Raw genomic sequence first — 17016 nt, 5'->3', positions numbered from 1 at the left:
GCTGGATCATATTCGGGGTCAGGGTCAGAAGCTGGTTATTCCTGATTACGGCTGGATCATATTCGGGGTCAGGGTCACTGGAAAAAACTTTCTGCAACCGCATTATCATGGCAGTTACCGCGACGGCTCATGCTACCCTCCAGGCCGTGTGATTTCAGGAACGACTGCCACTCATGGCTTGTGTACTGACTGCCCTGATCCGAATGAACCAGCACCTGTTTTTCGGGATTACGCCGCCATACAGCCATCAGCAGTGCGTTCAGGACAATGTCCTTTGTCATCCGGGATTGCATGGACCAGCCGATAATTTTGCGTGAGAACAGATCAACAACAACGGCAAGATACAGCCAGCCTTCGTGGGTCCTGATGTAGGTTATGTCCGTTACCCAACGCTCATCAGGAGCATCCGGATTGAACTGTCGCTGGAGCCTGTTGGGTGACACGATACTGGCCTCGCCTTTACGTGCCCGCGGGCTTCGGTATCCGACCTGAGCCTTTATTCCGACACGTTTCATCAGTCTCCAGACTCTGTTTACTCCGCACTGTTGCCCGCTGTCACGCAGATCCAGATGGATTTTGCGATAACCATAGACGCATCCCGATTCCAGCCAGAACTGTTTAATCTGTCCTGTCAGTCTCAGGTCTGCCTGATGGCGTTGTGAATGCGGCTGCTGAAGCCAGGCGTAAAAACCACTGGGATGAACATCCAGCACCCGACAGAGCAGGCGAACAGGCCAGCAACAGGAGTTGTCACGGATAAAGGCGTACCTCAGTCGGACAGCTTTGCGAAGTACGCCGCGGCTTTTTTTAATATGTCCCGTTCGTCGGTAACCCGTTTCAGCTCTTTCTGGAGACGGCGGATCTCGGCCTGAGCATCTGACTGTTCTTTATTAGTGGAAGAATCCGGACCGTACTTCTTTATCCAGGCATAAAGGCTGTGGGTGGTGATATCGAGACGTGTTGCAACGCTGGCAACAGAATAACCGCGATCAACAACCTGTTTGACTGCTTCAGTTTTAAACTCTTCGGGATAACGCTTACCGCTCATGGGCACCTCTCTTTAAGCCATCTTAAATGACTCTGAGGTGTCTGTTAAACCCGTGACGATTCACTTCTACTGATATCCAGATAAAGATAACTCAATAGTCTGGCTAAAATTTGCATTTAGTCATTTGTAATCTAGGATTTATGATGACAATTTTATGGAGAAAAAAAGAACAATATAGACAAAAAACATCTATCACATTATGCTCAATGAAAAAACTCCATGGTAAAGGTATGTTTCGTTCAATCCAGATACTTAGAGCGGTAGCTGTATGGTTTGTAGTGCTCCATCACACTAAGCAGATTATTTTTTCTGATGCGATAGGCATTCCATTGATAAATGAGATCGCTCACAAAGGTGCGGCTGGAGTCGACCTTTTTTTTGTGATAAGCGGGTTTATCATTTACCAGTCAATATATTCTAAAGAAATCAGCGCAGCTCGATTTACCATTAATAGAGCAATAAGGATAATTCCTGCCTATTGGTTATTTACCGGTATTGCTGCTTTACTGGCTCTTTGTTTTGATGGGCTAATGTACGCCACAACTACCAATCCTGAACTCTTAGTGCGAAGTCTTCTCTTCATACCTACAGAGCGCAGTGACCTGACGGTATACATACCATTTCTGACAGTCGGGTGGACACTCAACTATGAAATGCTCTTCTATTTGCTGTCATCTTTAGTTCTACTGATTTCACGAGAAAAATATATAGTATTAATGTCTCTCCTCATTATTTTCAGCTATGAAAGCCTTAAACCATCTATGTCGCAAATGCCATTCTTTGGCAATGGTATGATGCTGGAATTTTTATTGGGTATTTTTATTGCTGATTTTCATAAAAATGGCTTATTTAACAACATAAGTCCTACCTTACTTATCATAATCTCTGCGTGCTCATTCCTGTTCATTTTCAACATACCAGAAGATCATGATGTATTGTATATAGGTCTTCCATGCGCAATTATTGTTGCATCTTTTATTGGTCTGGAACCATTAATAAGAAACACAAAAACAGTTAACTTCATTGTAAGACTGGGTGATTATTCATACTCAACCTATTTGTGCCATGTCATTATTATTTGCACACTGCTTTATATTTTCAAAGAATCTTCTAACGCAAAATATATAACATCCTTACTTTGCATTCCTTTTATTCTACTTTCATCTTATGCAAGCTATAAATATATTGAAAAACCAATCGGAAATCTATCAAAAACGTTATTCAAGGGCAGTAATGCTGTAAAAGCATAAAAAGGGCAGCCCATCCGGGTTGCCCATATTTATTTTTTACAGCGCAATATCCGCAACCTGCTCGCCGTCGTTGTGCGGCTGCGTTGTCGGTTTTTGCACCGGCGGCGTGATATCTGCCACCAGCGACTCATCGCATTTCAGTCCGAGGATCTCGCTGGTGTAGCGCAGCTCCTGGTCGGCGGCTTCAATGTTGCCATTCAACTCAGTACCAAAAGAGGGAATGATCTCTTTCAGTTTTGCCTGCCAGGCATCAGAAGCGAAACGCTCAGCGAACACTTTCTCCATCAACTCCAGCATGATTGGCGCTGCGGTCGAGGCACCCGGTGACGCGCCAAGCAGCGCGGCAATAGTGCCCTCTTTATCGCTCACGACTTCAGTTCCCAAGCGCAAAACACCGCCCTTGCCCGTTTCGCGCTTGATAATCTGCACGCGCTGACCCGCCTGCCACAAACGCCAGTCCTCTTTCTGCGCCAGCGGATAGTACTCACGCAGCGCGTCGAAGCGGTCGTCCTCATTTTGCAGCACCTGGTTCACCAGATATTTCACCAGACTAAAATTGGTCATCCCAACAGTCAGCATCGGCAGAATATTCGACGAGTTAGTCGAACGCAGCAGATCCCACAGAGAACCGTTTTTCAGAAAACGCGTCGAAAACGTGGCGAATGGTCCAAACAGCAGTACGCGTTTGCCATCAATAATGCGCGTATCAATATGCGGTACCGACATGGGAGGCGCGCCCACGGTCGCCTGGCCGTAGACTTTCGCCAGATGGTGGTTGACCACCGCCGGGTTTTCCGCCACGAGGAATTGCCCACCAACCGGGAACCCCGCATAGTCTGCCGCTTCCGGAATACCGGATTCCTGTAATAATTTCAGCGCTGCGCCGCCAGCACCAATAAAGATAAATTTCGCCTTGATAACCTGCTCAGCGCCGCTTTTCAGGTTATGCAGCGTCACATTCCAGCTATCATCGGAATTGCGTTTGAGGCCCCGCACTTCAGTGCCCAGTTGCAAAGCAAAGTTCTCTTTTTTCTGCAACGAACCAATCATCTGGCGCGTCAGTTCGCCAAAGTTCACATCGGTGCCGATTTCGGTACGCGTGGCGGCAATTTTTTGCCCGGCATCGCGCCCTTCCATCACCAGCGGCGCCCACTGTTTGATCTGCTCCGCATCCTCGGAATAGCGCATACCGCGGAACAGGGAACACTGCTGCAACGCTTTGTAGCGCGCACGCAGGAAGTTCACGTTATCGTCGCCCCAGACGAGGCTCATATGCGGCACGGTATTGATAAATGAACGCGGTTCGCGCAATACGCCGGTTTTCACCTGGTGCGCCCAGAACTGGCGAGAAATACGAAATGCTTCGTTAATTTCAATCGCTTTTTTAATACTGACAGAGCCGTCTGCGCTGCGTGGGGTGTAATTCAATTCCATTAAGGCGGCATGCCCGGTGCCGGCATTGTTCCAGCCGTTCGAGCTCTCCTCCGCCAGGGCATCCAGCCGTTCCACCATGGTAATCGACCAGGTGGGTTCGAGATCCTGCAACCAGGTTCCCAACGTGGCGCTCATGATCCCACCACCGATTAAAAGCACATCTGTTTCCTGCTCTTTCGATGCGGACGTTTTTGCTGCTTTTGAGACAGCATTAAGCCCGACAGCCATCGAAAACAGCCTGGCAGTCATTTTTTTCATGATGATATTGCCTTACTTTTAGTGCTGCTTTATTCGCATTTATTGAGGGTAAAGTAGTTAGCATACCTACCGTAGCACTTAAAAAGTGAGATTTAAATAATGTTTAAACATTAAATATTCATTGTATTAATGTTACTAATAAGTTGATTTTTTGCATTATATTTAACACTTATTGCTGGTCTCATCGGCTGGAAATCTGCTATTATCCCCCGCTTTGCCAAACGCAGGGATGCCCTTTATCGCTGTTGTCCTGGTTTCTCATCTGCGAATTTTTATGACCGAAAAACCAACCCATTCTGCAAACCAGCGGATCCCTCTCCTGCGCTCACCACAGCTTTTTACCCGGGAAGTTCTGGCAGGCGTTATCACCGCACTGGCACTGATCCCGGAAGTTATCTCATTTTCAGTTATCGCAGGTGTAGACCCGAAAGTTAGCCTGATAGCCTCAGTAGTGCTTTGTTTTAGCATGTCTTTGCTCGGCGGGCGTCCGGCAATGGTTACGGCGGCGGCGGGGTCAGTCGCATTGGTTATCGGTCCAATGGTTCATCAGAACGGTGCGGAATACATCTTACCCGCCGTGTTACTGGCTGGCGTTATCCAGATTATTTTCGGTTTAAGCGGAATGTCCCGGTTAATGCGCGTTATCCCACACGCTGTTATGGCTGGTTTTGTTAATGCGCTGGGGATTTTAATTTTCTTCGCTCAGGTGCCGCATTTCTGGCGTAAAGATCCCCTGATTCTGGCGCTGTTCGCCCTGACCATTCTGATTGTGCTGTGGCTGCCGCGCTGGGTAAAAAGCATTCCCGCGCCACTGGTGGCGATTATGCTGCTCACGGCGTTCACCGTTTTTACCGGTCAGTCGCTGCCCACCGTGGGAGATGAAGGTTCAATGCAGGGCGGTTTGCCTGGGCTAACGCAATGGCTGGTGCCATTGAATCTGCATACGCTGAGCATTGTCTGGCCGTGTGCGCTGAGCATCGCTTTTGTCGGCTTGATGGAGTCTCTGCTCACCGCCAAATTGGTTGACGATCTAACCCATACCCCATCGAATAAAAGCCGGGAAAGCACCGGGCTTGGGATTGCGAACATTCTGGCAGGTTTTTACGGCGGGATTGCCGGGTGTGCCATGATCGGCCAGACCATTGTCAACGTGGAGATGGGCAAAGGCCGCACACGGATCTCGACCCTTGCCGCTGCACTGGTGCTGTTGCTGCTGGTAACGGCATTAAGCGAAGTGATGGCGAAAATCCCGATGGTGGTGCTGGCCGGGATTATGGCGATTGTCGCTTTCAAGACCTTCAACTGGAGCAGTTTGCAACCCACAACGCTTGCACGGGCGCCGGTTATCGAAACGCTGGTGATGCTGGTCACCGTGGTTGCCACCGTCAGCACCGGTAATCTGGCTATCGGCGTTGTTGCCGGGCTGGTTACGCTGGCGATTACGCCAGCGGCACTGCGTGAAAAGAGCCTGTTTACAGCAAAAAAATCGTCGCCAGCCCAAGAAAAATAAAGAAACCGCCGGTATCGGTAATGGCGGTGATCATGACGCTGGAGCCGACCGCAGGGTCGCGCCCCAGCCGTGTCATCACCATCGGGATTAAGACGCCCATCAACGCCGCCATCAGCAGGTTCAACACCATTGCCAACGTCATCACGCCGCCCAACGCCGCATCGTCGTACAGCCACCAGGTGACACCGCCCATAATCCCGCCCCACACCAGGCCGTTAATCAGCGCCACGCCCATTTCACGCAGAATAAGAAAGGTAAAATTCCCCGGCTGAATGTTCTGTAATGCCAGTGCACGAACGATCATGGTAATGGTTTGATTACCGGTATTGCCGCCGATACCAGCGACAATCGGCATCAGCGATGCCAGCGCCACCAGTTGCGAAATGGTGTGTTCGAAACCGTCAATGACGCGTGATGCGATAAACGCAGTACACAAGTTGGTTGCCAGCCACACCCAACGGGTTTTCACCGCTTTACTTACCGGCGCGAAAACATCTTCCTCGGTACTTAAGCCCCCCATCTGGCGCATGTCGTTGTCGGTCTCTTCGTACACAACGTCAACGATTTCATCGATGGTCAAACGCCCCATCAGCATGCCGTTTTCATCCACCACCGCCGCGCTGAGCAAGTTGTCACGCTCGAAGGTGCGCGCCACTTTTTCCGCGTCGTCTTCGGGTGAAAAGGTTACCGGATCGGCATCCATCACGTCGCTCACACGCCGCCCGGCGGCGTTAAGCAGAATAGTTTGCAGCGTCAACTCGCCCATCAGCCGGTTATCACGTCCGATCACAAACAGTTTATCGGTGTTCTCTGGCATCTTACCGAGACGGCGCAGATAGCGCTGGACGGCCGCCAGCGTGACCTCTGAGCGGACGGTGATGACTTCAAACGCCATAATTGCGCCGACGCAATTTTTGCCATAGCGCATTACTTGCCGCATACGAGCGCGCTCTGACGGCGGCAACGTCGCCATCAGCCGCCCGGTGAGGTTACGCGGCAGATGCTGCACCAGCCAGATTTGCTCATCAATATCCAGCGTCTCGAGCGCATCCAGCAGCGCACGGTCGCTCATCTCATCAATCAGGTCATCCCAGACGTTTTCGGACGCTTCAAGCAGCACTTTGCCGCGCTTATCATCATCGATTAGCCGCCATAACGCGTGGCGTTCAACTACCGGTAGCGCTTCGAGGGTATCAGCCAAATCCGGTGGCGGCAGGTGCGAAACCAGCACATTCACTTCGGCGAGATCGCGCTCAAGCTCGGCACTATCGACCTGCTCGACGAGCGTTAATTCGCCAAGCAACGCGGCGGTGAGCGGTTTATGGGTGGTCAGCAGCCAAATCAGCCGCGCGCGCTCTTCGTCGCGCAGTTTGACGCTGTTTTTTTTGATAACTGACATTGGCCAATCCCTGAGTGTGGCAAAGCGCCCTGAAGCCAGAGCGGAGGAGCCTTAAGCATAGCGGTAGGTTTTGTAAAAAATAATAAACAGCGCAGGCGTTTGGATAAAAAAGCGGCACTCTCCCCCGAGCCGAGGGGGAGAGCGGTCAGGCGGTACGTGCTACTGCGTCGCGGGAAGCGTGCGCACGCTCTTCACCCACCAGCTCGGTGAGCTGGCCGTTGCGCATCTCCAGCAAGCGATCGGCATGTACGAAGTAGTGGTCGTCATGGCTGATGGCAAAAATGGTTTTGCCCATCTGCTGCATTAACGGCAGTAGTACCTGGTAGAAATCGCGGCGGAAGTGAGGATCCTGATCCGCCGCCCATTCGTCCAGCAGCAGAATATCGCGCTCTTCCGCCAGCGCCAGCAGCAATGCGACGCGTTTTTTCTGCCCTTTCGACAGCTTCAGGTTGAGGATCTTACCGTTGTCCAGTTCCAGCTTGTGCGACATTTTCAGTTGCTCAAGCCACTTTCCTACCAGCACCGGATCCGCCTGCTTGCCTTCCGGCCCCAGGAGGTCGTCAAACAGCCAGACGTCGGTAAAGACCGCTGAAAATAACTTACGGTAATCTTCCGGTTTATCCTGCGCCATCGGTTTGCCATCCAGCAGGATCTCGCCGGAAACCGGCTGATACAGCCCGGTCAACAACATCGCCAACGTTGACTTGCCGCTGCCGTTACCCCCAATCAAAAACACCAGTTCGCCACGATTCAGCGTCATATTGACGGGGCCAATCGCGAAATCGTTGTCCTGATATTTAAAGGTAACATCGCGTAGTTCCAGCGTTTGCCAGTTCGGGAAAGCCTGCGGGCGAGGAAACTCGGCTTTATAGGATGCCAGCGCAAACTGTTTTAGCTTTTTAAAAGCGACCTGCGCACTGAGCAGCGTGGGCAGTGCACCAACCGCTGATAACAACGGCGTACGCAAAAACAGCAGCGTCAGGGAATATGTTGCGGCGACATTCGTATCCGCCCAGCCAAGGCTGTTTGCCATCCAGAACACCAGGCCAATTGCGCCAAGCATCATAATGTTCGACCAGTTCACCGCACTTAGATGGAACGTATCGGCGCGAATAATATGATGACGGTATTCACGCGCGTCCGGCAGGTACATCTGCTCGAAAATATGTTCTGCACGTTCGCGGTTGAGATTCAGCTCTTTGCGCCCTTCCAGCACGGTCTGAAAATCGTTGTACAGCTTATCTTCCGTTTCACGCAGCATCGCCATATGTTTATAAACACGGGACACCAGCACGAACCCGCCCCAGATGGTCAGCGCCATCCACAGCGCAGTGATCACCAGCATCTTGCCAGAGAGCGTCGCAAGGTAAATACAGGAACCGACAGTCAGGATAATACCCTGCACCAGCTCCGGCAGGCGCACAAACGCAATGGTGATATTACGCACGTCGCTGGTCAGACCGGCCAGCAGCGAGGCGCTACCCAGTTGCTCGATGCGTTCGACCGGTGTGTCGAGAATGCGCTTGATAAATTCACTGCGCAGGCGGAAGACAAAATGGTGGCCGAGTGAAGTGAGCGCCAGTTGCGAACCCAGCGTCACTGACATCAATAGCAACAGCAGGCCGAGAAACTCTGGTAAGACGGTCAGCGACATATCGACAGTTTCAATCAGCCGCTGGTTAATAAAAGCAATCAGGCCGATACCAAACGCGGCGCTCAGGAGGGTAAGCGCGAGCACACCGACAAAAGGCCAGCGATACTGACGCCAGACAAGAAGGAGAAGTTCCATAACAACACCCGGTCAACAAAAACAGCCCGCAGTTTAAACGGCTAATACGTTACATCAAGAATAATTCTTATTTTTGTTCGCTATTGCCTGCCTGACGAAATGTCAGGTTATAGCGGCACTCCCCGGTGGCCGGGTGATGTCCACCTTTCAGCGGCGCAATCCCGTGGTAAAAGAGCCGCGACTCGCCTCCCCATACCACAACATCGCCGTGTTCAAGCATCAACCGTTGCAGCGGATCGCTACGTTTCAGGCCGCCAAACTGAAAAACAGCCGGTAAACCGAGCGACACAGATACAATCGGCGCACGCAGATCGGGTTCATCTTTATCCTGATGCAGAGACAATTTCGCACCCGGCACATAACGGTTGATAAGACAGGCATCCGGACGGAAATCAGGATAACCCGCCGCCTCGCTCGCCTGCTGGCACAACGCGGAAAAAGCCGCAGGCATTGGCGGCCACGGCTGTTGAGTCAGGGGATCGACAGGCGAATAAAGGTAACCGCGCTGATCGGTGGTCCAGCCGAGTTTGCCACAGTTGGTCATCGCCACCGACATGGTATAACCACCAGGCGTGACCATATGGCGCAGCGGCGACTGATTAACCACTTGCGCAATGCCGTGCAAAAGTTGGTCGGCTGGTGCTAACGCAAGGCGCCGCAGCACGACCGCACCTGGCGCAAGCGGCTCCTGCCAGGGGTGTTCACCGGCAAACAGATCGAGCATTACATCTCCTCTTTAGTGCTTTCTCGCTGGAGCAATTGTGCCTTGCGCGTCATTCCCCAGCGATATCCGGCAAGTGCGCCATCGCTGCGCACCACGCGATGACAAGGGATCACAATCGCCAATTTGTTCGCACCGCAGGCGCTGGCAACCGCCCGCACCGCTTGCGGTTTACCCAGCTTTTGCGCCAGTGCCTGATAACTTACCGTCTCGCCTGCGGGGATTTCGCGCAGTGCTTGCCACACCTGTAACTGGAAAGCGGTGCCGCGCAGATCCAGCGGCAGCGTAAAGGGGGCATCGGCATTGTCGAGACGCTGAATCACCTGCGCGACACGTTCGCTGAATGCCTCACTCGCCTGGGCACGCTGAGCGCGCGGGAAGATCGCCTGCAACTGGGCAAGAAGCTGCTCGTCACTGTCAGCCAGTAAAATGGCGCAAATTCCACGCTCACTCTCCGCCACCAGACAGCGCCCCAGCGCACAGTCACTGAACGTATACCAGACGTCGGCAGCATCGCCACCGCGGCGAAACTGCTGTGCCGTCATCCCCAGGGATGCATCGGCCTGGCGGTAATAACTGCTGCTATCCGGGAAGCCCGCTGCCAGCACGGCGTCGGTTACGGTTTCACACTCTGCCAGCGTATTACGCAAGCGGCGAGCGCGAAAAGCCAGTTGCCAGGCCTTTGGCGTCATCCCGGTAACGGATTTAAATAAACGGTGAAAATGGTAAGGGCTCAGCGCCACTTCGGCAGCCAGTTGCTCCAGCGTAATGGGCGTATCCTGCTCCAGTAAACGGCAGGCTTTGGCCACTTTATCCAGCCGCTGTTGCTGCGGGTGGGATTTATCCGGCTGGCAGCGCTTACAGGGGCGAAACCCAGCGGCCAGGGCGCTCTGCGCGTCAGGATAAAAACGGACATTCTGGCGCAAAGCGTGGCGCGCCGTGCAGGAAGGTCGGCAAAAAATGCCTGTTGTCCGCACGGCAAAAACGAACTGACCATCGACCTGCGCGTTACGCGCTAGCACCGCTTGCCAGCGCTGTTCATCTAATAATGTGGTGTCGTTCATGTCAGGCTCCTCATGTAAGCTTAGCCTCACTGTGCCCGTATGCGCAGATCCAGACACCCGCAATCTTGCGGTTTAATTTTTTTCACTTAGCAGGAACGCAGAAAACTGCGGCGACATCCAGGCGCGGAAACCATCGCCGTCTTTGATAATCATAAATACCGCCAGCCCTTCCCGCTTCACCACTTCTTTTGCCTGCTCAGTGCCGAGCACCATGAGGCCAGTGTCCCAGGCATCTGCTTCCAGTGCTGTAGGCGCGATAACAGTGACCGATACCAGCGCATGCTGGATAGGACGCCCGCTACGCGGATCAATGATGTGTGAAATGCGTTTGCCGTCCAGTTCGTAATAATTACGGTAGCTGCCGGAGGTGCTAATACCATGACCGTTGATATCCACCATCGCCTGGGCGGCATTCTCGCGATCGGTTGGTTTCTGGATTGCCACGCGCCACGGCTGCCCTTGTGCGTTCATTCCCCGACTGGCTAACGCGCCGCCGACAGAAACCAAATAACGTGCGATCCCTTCCTGCTCCATTAGCCTTGCCAGGTGATCCGCCGCGTACCCCTCGCCTACCGTCGAAAGGTCAACAAACAGATCCGGCAGATCCTTTTGCAGAAACTGCTCCCCGGCGCGGTTAATCACGGTTAAATGCGCTAAACCGGTACGTGCCTTCGCCACATCGATTTGTGTCTGGCCCGGTGTTTTTACCGGCTGTTTATCCGGACCAAAACCCCACAAATTAACCAGCGGCCCGACGGTAATATCCATCGCGCCTTCGGTTTTCTCGCCGACACGCAACGCGGTGGTCACAATGTCTGCCATCGCGGCGCTAACCGGCCACGGCGCGGTGCTGGTCGAGTGGTTAAAGCGCATCAGCGCGGAGTCGTCCTTCCAGGTCGACATCAGATGATCGTCGGCATCCAGCTGCGTCTGAATTTTTTGTTGCAGGTTCTGTGCCTGTTGCGGGCTGATATCCACCACGCTCACGCGCCAGAAAGTGCCCATGGTTTTGCCTTCCAGCACGGTGGGCTGTGCCTTGCTACCGGTGTCGCAACCGGTCAATAACAACAACGCCGCGACTAGCCCGGCACGAAGAAAAATCATCTCTGTCTCTCGTTATTTGTTAACTCGCGGCAAGCCTACACGAAAACTAAAGCGTTGGCCGACGCGGGCCATAAAAAAGGGGCCTTTCGGCCCCTTAATAATCACGGTTGTTAACTTAGAACTGGTAAACCAGGCCCAGTGCAACAACGTTGTCGGTGGAAATACCAGCGGCTTTCGTGAAGTCGTTGTCGTCCAGTAGGTTGATTTTGTAATCAACATAGGTGGACATGTTTTTGTTGAAGTAGTAGGTCGCGCCAACATCGATGTATTTCAGGATATCCTGGTCACCGAAGTTAGCAGTGCCGGTGTTGTTGCTGACGTCCTTACCTTTAGATTGCAGATAAGCGATGGACGGACGCAGACCGAAGTCGAACTGGTACTGTGCAACCACTTCGAAGTTCTGCGCTTTGTTGGCAAAACCATACGCTGCATCACTAGCAGAACCGAAGCGGGTTGCGTTATAGGTCTGGGAGTACTGCGCTGCCAGGTAGATATTGTTAGCGTCGTATTTCAGGCCGCCGCTATAAACTTCAGCGTGATCGCCTTCGCCATAGATGTTTGTAGCAACCTGGTTTTGTCTGTCAGTACGTTTGGAAGAGGACATCGCACCGCCGACGCTGAAGCCTGCGCCCAGATCGTAGGTCAGAGACGCGCCATAACCATCTCCATTCTCTCTCGTCATGCTGCGGCCAGCAGAGTTGTTCTCAGCGCTGCTGTTTTTACCCTGATATTGCAGAGCAAAGTTCAGACCATCAACCAGGCCGAAGAAGTCGGTATTACGGTAGGTTGCCACACCGTTAGCACGGGATTGCAGGAAGTTATCTGCACCGTAGGTATCACCGCCGAATTCCGGCAGAACGTCGGTCCAGGAAGTGACATCATAGATAACGCCGTAGTTACGACCGTAGTCGAAAGAACCAACATCAGCAACGCGAATACCGGCGAAGGCCAGACGAGTCCATGCCTGGTCGCTGGACGTTTCAGTGTTATTGGCCTGAACGTTGTATTCCCACTGACCGTAGCCAGTTACCTGGTCGTTAACCTGCGTTTCGCCTTTGAAACCAAAGCGGACGTAAGTCTGATCGCCATCAGCGCTGCTGTCGTCAGAGAAATAGTGCAGACCGTCTACTTTGCCGTACAGATCTAATTTGTTGCCATCTTTGTTGTAAACTTCAGCCGCATTTGCTGCGCCTGCTACCAGCAGAGCCGGTACCAGGAGGGACAGAACTTTAAGTTTCATTTTATTAACCCTCTGTTATATGCATTTTTATTGCCACTGCTTGCCGATTAACCCTCTAATCAGCTGGCAAAATCATTTTGCTTAAAAAATAAAAATAATCCAACTGGAATATGATACGAAAACTTTGAAGATGTTTCATACATAATGATAGATGTTTCATTTTGTAAATTTGAGGGAACTTTTTTTCGCACAAATAGCTAAAAAAAATACGCACAAATAATCAAAAACAAATAGAAAATCATTTAAAAACAATATAATAAGACAAATAAAAATCATAGCACTGAATGCAAAACCATAATCTTCAATCGCAACTAAAATACCTAACGCTATCATCATTAACTTTATTTATTACCGTCATTCGAATCTGAATGTCTGTTTACCCCTCTTATAACCGGATGCTTCGCATTCGGTTTTTTTTACCTTTCTTTACGCAAGTTGAATAATTACTTAGATATAATAACGATTTGTAACGACTATTAATTAATCAATTACTATGCCAGATATTTCTCATTGACACATTCACCAAATTAATCGTTTGTTATTTATTGCGTTCTTTTTGCAACCAACCGGCAAATATGTGTACAATTTTTCCAGGCTGTACATATTTGCCGCTGCATTTGGTCGATATGTCTATCCCCATGTTTTCGAGATTGAAACGGGAAAGAGAGTCTGGAAATTCACTCATTAACCGATATACTGCCTGCTGTACACTGCTCTGCAACACAACATCTATACGTTCGCCGCGTGTTATAGGCGGCTATTACGGCATGGCAGCAACATTGTCTCAGCGAGGCTGAGTGTTTACAGCAGTGTTGTCATAACGGGTTCCACACAAGAATGAGTCGATCGGACACAATGATCCCTGGCAAATTTTCCCTCATACCGGGCAACATCACCCGTTACTTTCTTTTGTTGATTATCGTCCTGTTGGTGACAATGGGGGTGATGATCCAAAGTGCGGTCAACGCCTGGTTAAAAGATAAAAGCTATCAGATTGTCGATATCACCCACGCTATTCATAAGCGTATCGACACCTGGCGCTACGCTACCTGGCAAATCTACGACAACATTGCAGCGGCACCTGCTGCTACGTCTGGCGAAGGTCTGCAAGAAACGCGCTTAAAGCAAGATGTTTACTACCTGGAAAAACCGCGGCGTAAAACAGAAGCGTTGATTTTTGGTTCCCATGACAGCTCGACGCTGGAGATGACGCAACGCATCTCCACTTACCTCGATACGCTCTGGGGCGCGGAAACCGTGCCCTGGTCGATGTACTACCTCAACGGCCAGGATAACAGCATGATCCTGGTGTCGACGTTGCCGCTAAAAGATCTTTCGTCCGGTTTCAAAGACACCACGATCAGTAATATTGTCGATTCCCGCCGTGCGGAAATGCTGCAGCAGGCGAATGCCCTTGATGAACGCGAAAGTTTTTCATCTCTGCGCCATCTGGCTTGGCAAAACGGCCATTACTTCACACTGCGTACGACATTCAACCAGCCGGGCCATCTGGCCACGGTGGTCGCATTCGATTTGCCGATTAATGATCTGATCCCTCCCGGCATGACGCTGGATAGCTTCCGTCTCGATCCCGATACCACGCAGACCAACACGCGCGGGCAGGATAAGGAAACAACCGACAGTGTTACCGTCAACTTTAATAGTTCTCGCATAGAGATCTCCTCCGCGTTAAACGGCACCGGGTTGCGTCTGGTCTGGCAGGTGCCATTCGGGACACTGCTGCTGGATACGCTGCAAAATATTCTGCTGCCGTTACTGCTGAATATCGGCCTGCTGGCGCTGGCGTTGTTCGGTTACACCACCTTTCGCCAGATGCCAGGACGTAAAACCGACGGTCTGGCAGCGCCTGGTGCGAGTAACGAACTGCGCGTGCTGCGCGCCTTTAATGAAGAGATCGTATCACTGCTGCCACTGGGGCTGCTGGTGCACGATCAGGAAGCGAACCGCACCGTTCTGAGCAATAAAATCGCCGATCATCTACTGCCGCACCTGAATTTGCAGAATATTACAGCTATGGCCGACCAGCATCAGGGCGTGATTCAGGCCACCATCAATAATGAGCTGTACGAAATCCGCCAGTTCCGCAGCCAGGTCGCCTCGCGTACGCAGATCTTTATTATCCGCGACCAGGACAGAGAAGTGCTGGTCAATAAAAAGCTGAAGCAGGCGCAACGGCTTTATGAGAAAAACCAGCAGGGCCGCGCCAGCTTTATGAGTAACCTTGCCGAGTCGCTCAAACAGCCGGTGAAATCACTGGCCAGCGAAGCCGCCGCGTTGCAGAGCCAGGAGGGCAATCTTGTCGCCGATCACGCCGACAGGCTGGTCCAGTTGGTCGATGAAATCCAGCTGGCGCATATGCTGGAGAACGACAGCTGGAAAGGCTCGTCTACACTGTTCTCTATTCAAGATTTGATTGACGAAGTCGTGCCGGAAGTCCTGCCGGTTATTAAACGTAAAGGTCTGCAACTCTTGATCAATAACCCGCTTCCGGCGAATGAGGAGCGTCACGGCGACCGCGACGCACTGCGTCGGATCCTGTTGCTGCTAATCCAGTACGCGGTCACGACTACGCAGATGGGCAAAATTACGCTTGAAGTGAATGTGGACGAATCGGCGGAAGACCGCCTGACCTTCCGTATTCTCGATACCGGTGTGGGTGTGAACGCCAGCGAAATTGATAACCTGCATTTCCCGTTCCTTAACGATACGCAAGGTGATCAGTACGGAAAAGCGAACGCCCTCACCTTCTGGCTGTGCGATCAGCTGGCGCGTAAGCTTGGCGGGCATTTGAATATTAAAGCACGTGAGGATCTGGGCACCCGCTACTCACTGCATGTGAAAATGGCGGCCCGTCCGCAACAGACAGAAAGCGAAGAAAAATTACTCGATGACGTGGTGGCGATGATTGATATTACCTCTAACGAAATCCGTAATATTGTGGTTCGCCAGTTGGAAAACTGGGGAGCAAGCTGTATTTCCCCGGATGAGCGGTTATCAAGTCAAGAATATGATCTCTTTTTGACAGATAATCCGTCTAATCTTACTGCCTCAGGCTTGCTTTTAAGCGATGATGAGGCAGGCGTGCGGAAAATTGGCCCAAGCCAATTGCGCGTGAACTTTAATATGAGTAATGCAATGCAGGGAGCAATATTGCAACTCATTGAAGAGCAACTGGCGCAGGAGGATGTACCGGAGTCGCCTTTGGGGGGCGATGAAAACGCCGAGCTCCACGCCAGCGGCTATTACGCGCTGTTTGTTGACACAGTACCCGATGATGTTAAGAGGTTGTATACTGAGTCGGCGTTGCGCGATTTCGCGGCACTGGCGCAGACGGCACACCGCCTGAAAGGGGTGTTTGCCATGCTTAATCTGGTACCTGGGAAGCAGTTGTGTGAAACGCTGGAGCAATTAATTCGCGAGAGCGATGCTCCAGGCATAGAAAATTACATCAGCGACATTGACGCTTACGTCAAGAGCTTGCTGTAGCAAGGTAGCCTAATACATGAACAATATGAACGTAATTATTGCCGATGACCATCCGATTGTACTGTTCGGTATTCGCAAGTCACTCGAACAAATCGAATGGGTAAACGTAGTCGGTGAATTTGAAGACTCTACAGCGCTGATTAACAACTTGCCGAAACTTGAGGCAAACGTATTGATAACCGATCTGTCAATGCCGGGCGATAAATACGGCGATGGCATCACGCTGATCAAATACATCAAACGTCACTTCCCGACGCTGTCGATTATTGTGCTTACCATGAACAATAACCCGGCCATTCTGAGCGCGGTACTGGATCTTGATATTGAAGGTATCGTGCTGAAACAGGGCGCGCCGACAGACCTGCCAAAAGCGCTGGCGGCGCTGCAAAAAGGCAAGAAATTCACACCGGAAAGCGTCTCCCGCCTGCTGGAAAAAATCAGCGCTGGCGGTTACGGTGACAAACGTCTGTCACCGAAAGAGAGCGAAGTGCTGCGACTGTTTGCCGAGGGTTTCCTGGTAACGGAAATCGCCAAGAAGCTGAACCGCAGCATCAAAACCATCAGTAGCCAGAAGAAGTCCGCAATGATGAAACTGGGTGTCGATAACGATATCGCGCTGCTGAACTATCTCTCCTCCGTCACCCTGACGCAGACGGAAAAAGAGTAATCCTCCAACCCCGGTGCCCGCCGGG

General features: G+C 51.6%; 11 protein-coding genes and 1 pseudogene. 4 read left to right on the top strand and 8 right to left on the bottom strand.

Going from position 1 to position 17016, the window contains the following annotated elements:
* Positions 1–77: 77 nt before the first annotated feature.
* Positions 78–1048: pseudogene (locus tag E0L21_RS03840) on the bottom strand (IS3 family transposase); the annotation flags it as partial.
* Positions 1049–1188: 140 nt separating this feature from the next.
* On the opposite strand from E0L21_RS03840, the gene E0L21_RS03835 reads away from it, so the two are divergent.
* Positions 1189–2298 carry an acyltransferase family protein gene (locus tag E0L21_RS03835; protein WP_131406927.1) on the top strand — a complete coding sequence of 370 codons (1110 nt, stop codon included), beginning with the start codon at positions 1189–1191 and terminating at the stop codon, positions 2296–2298.
* A 36-nt stretch (positions 2299–2334) separates the two neighbouring features.
* Here E0L21_RS03835 and mqo read toward each other — a convergent pair whose 3' ends face one another.
* Positions 2335–3990: a malate dehydrogenase (quinone) gene (gene mqo / locus E0L21_RS03830; protein WP_131406925.1), complete on the bottom strand. Its 1656-nt coding sequence runs from the start codon at positions 3988–3990 to the stop codon at positions 2335–2337.
* Positions 3991–4264: 274 nt separating this feature from the next.
* Here mqo and E0L21_RS03825 point away from each other — a divergent pair, with 274 nt between their 5' ends.
* Positions 4265–5500 carry a SulP family inorganic anion transporter gene (locus tag E0L21_RS03825; protein WP_131406923.1) on the top strand — a complete coding sequence of 412 codons (1236 nt, stop codon included), beginning with the start codon at positions 4265–4267 and terminating at the stop codon, positions 5498–5500.
* Here the strand turns inward: E0L21_RS03825 and mgtE are convergent.
* From mgtE to E0L21_RS03795, 6 genes are all read right to left on the bottom strand, one after another.
* On the bottom strand, positions 5463–6899 hold the full coding sequence (gene mgtE / locus E0L21_RS03820) for a magnesium transporter (RefSeq protein WP_131406921.1): 1437 nt from the start codon (positions 6897–6899) through the stop codon (positions 5463–5465). The genes E0L21_RS03825 and mgtE overlap by 38 nt on opposite strands.
* A gap of 145 nt (positions 6900–7044) precedes the next feature.
* Positions 7045–8688, bottom strand: a complete 1644-nt coding sequence (locus E0L21_RS03815; RefSeq protein WP_131406919.1) for a multidrug ABC transporter permease/ATP-binding protein — start codon at positions 8686–8688, stop codon at positions 7045–7047.
* Positions 8689–8755: 67 nt separating this feature from the next.
* Complete coding sequence (alkB, locus tag E0L21_RS03810) at positions 8756–9412, bottom strand: DNA oxidative demethylase AlkB (RefSeq protein ID WP_131406918.1); 657 nt, start codon at positions 9410–9412, stop codon at positions 8756–8758.
* A complete protein-coding gene (ada, locus tag E0L21_RS03805) occupies positions 9412–10473 on the bottom strand; it encodes a bifunctional DNA-binding transcriptional regulator/O6-methylguanine-DNA methyltransferase Ada (RefSeq protein WP_131406917.1) in 1062 nt (353 codons plus the stop codon). The genes alkB and ada overlap by 1 nt, the downstream gene beginning before the upstream one ends.
* Positions 10474–10545: 72 nt before the next feature.
* A complete protein-coding gene (gene apbE, locus E0L21_RS03800; RefSeq protein ID WP_131406915.1) occupies positions 10546–11577 on the bottom strand; it encodes an FAD:protein FMN transferase ApbE in 1032 nt (343 codons plus the stop codon).
* Between the two features lie 115 nt (positions 11578–11692).
* On the bottom strand, positions 11693–12817 hold the full coding sequence (locus tag E0L21_RS03795; protein ID WP_131406913.1) for a porin OmpC: 1125 nt from the start codon (positions 12815–12817) through the stop codon (positions 11693–11695).
* Between the two features lie 837 nt (positions 12818–13654).
* On the opposite strand from E0L21_RS03795, the gene rcsD reads away from it, so the two are divergent.
* Positions 13655–16324 carry a phosphotransferase RcsD gene (rcsD, locus tag E0L21_RS03785; protein WP_131406910.1) on the top strand — a complete coding sequence of 890 codons (2670 nt, stop codon included), beginning with the start codon at positions 13655–13657 and terminating at the stop codon, positions 16322–16324.
* Positions 16325–16340: 16 nt separating this feature from the next.
* Entirely contained in the window at positions 16341–16991 is a 651-nt protein-coding gene (gene rcsB / locus E0L21_RS03780; RefSeq protein ID WP_017458563.1) for a response regulator transcription factor RcsB, read from the top strand.
* The last annotated feature ends 25 nt before the right edge of the window (positions 16992–17016 follow it).

Origin of the sequence: Kosakonia quasisacchari, assembly GCF_004331415.1 — a bacterium.
GTDB classification, from domain to species: domain Bacteria; phylum Pseudomonadota; class Gammaproteobacteria; order Enterobacterales; family Enterobacteriaceae; genus Kosakonia; species Kosakonia quasisacchari.
Note: the sequence above shows the minus strand (reverse complement) of the source record. Positions and strands in the feature narration are given on the sequence as shown.

Excerpts from the sequence above, each read along its gene's own strand:
- apbE (WP_131406915.1), bottom strand. The coding sequence starts at position 11,577 with ATGATTTTTCTTCGTGCCGGGCTAGTCGCGGCGTTGTTGTTATTGACC.
- rcsB (WP_017458563.1), top strand. The coding sequence starts at position 16,341 with ATGAACAATATGAACGTAATTATTGCCGATGACCATCCGATTGTACTG.
- mqo (WP_131406925.1), bottom strand. The coding sequence starts at position 3,990 with ATGAAAAAAATGACTGCCAGGCTGTTTTCGATGGCTGTCGGGCTTAAT.
- rcsD (WP_131406910.1), top strand. The coding sequence starts at position 13,655 with ATGAGTCGATCGGACACAATGATCCCTGGCAAATTTTCCCTCATACCG.
- E0L21_RS03835 (WP_131406927.1), top strand. The coding sequence starts at position 1,189 with ATGATGACAATTTTATGGAGAAAAAAAGAACAATATAGACAAAAAACA.
- E0L21_RS03815 (WP_131406919.1), bottom strand. The coding sequence starts at position 8,688 with ATGGAACTTCTCCTTCTTGTCTGGCGTCAGTATCGCTGGCCTTTTGTC.
- mgtE (WP_131406921.1), bottom strand. The coding sequence starts at position 6,899 with ATGTCAGTTATCAAAAAAAACAGCGTCAAACTGCGCGACGAAGAGCGC.
- alkB (WP_131406918.1), bottom strand. The coding sequence starts at position 9,412 with ATGCTCGATCTGTTTGCCGGTGAACACCCCTGGCAGGAGCCGCTTGCG.
- E0L21_RS03795 (WP_131406913.1), bottom strand. The coding sequence starts at position 12,817 with ATGAAACTTAAAGTTCTGTCCCTCCTGGTACCGGCTCTGCTGGTAGCA.
- E0L21_RS03825 (WP_131406923.1), top strand. The coding sequence starts at position 4,265 with ATGACCGAAAAACCAACCCATTCTGCAAACCAGCGGATCCCTCTCCTG.
- ada (WP_131406917.1), bottom strand. The coding sequence starts at position 10,473 with ATGAACGACACCACATTATTAGATGAACAGCGCTGGCAAGCGGTGCTA.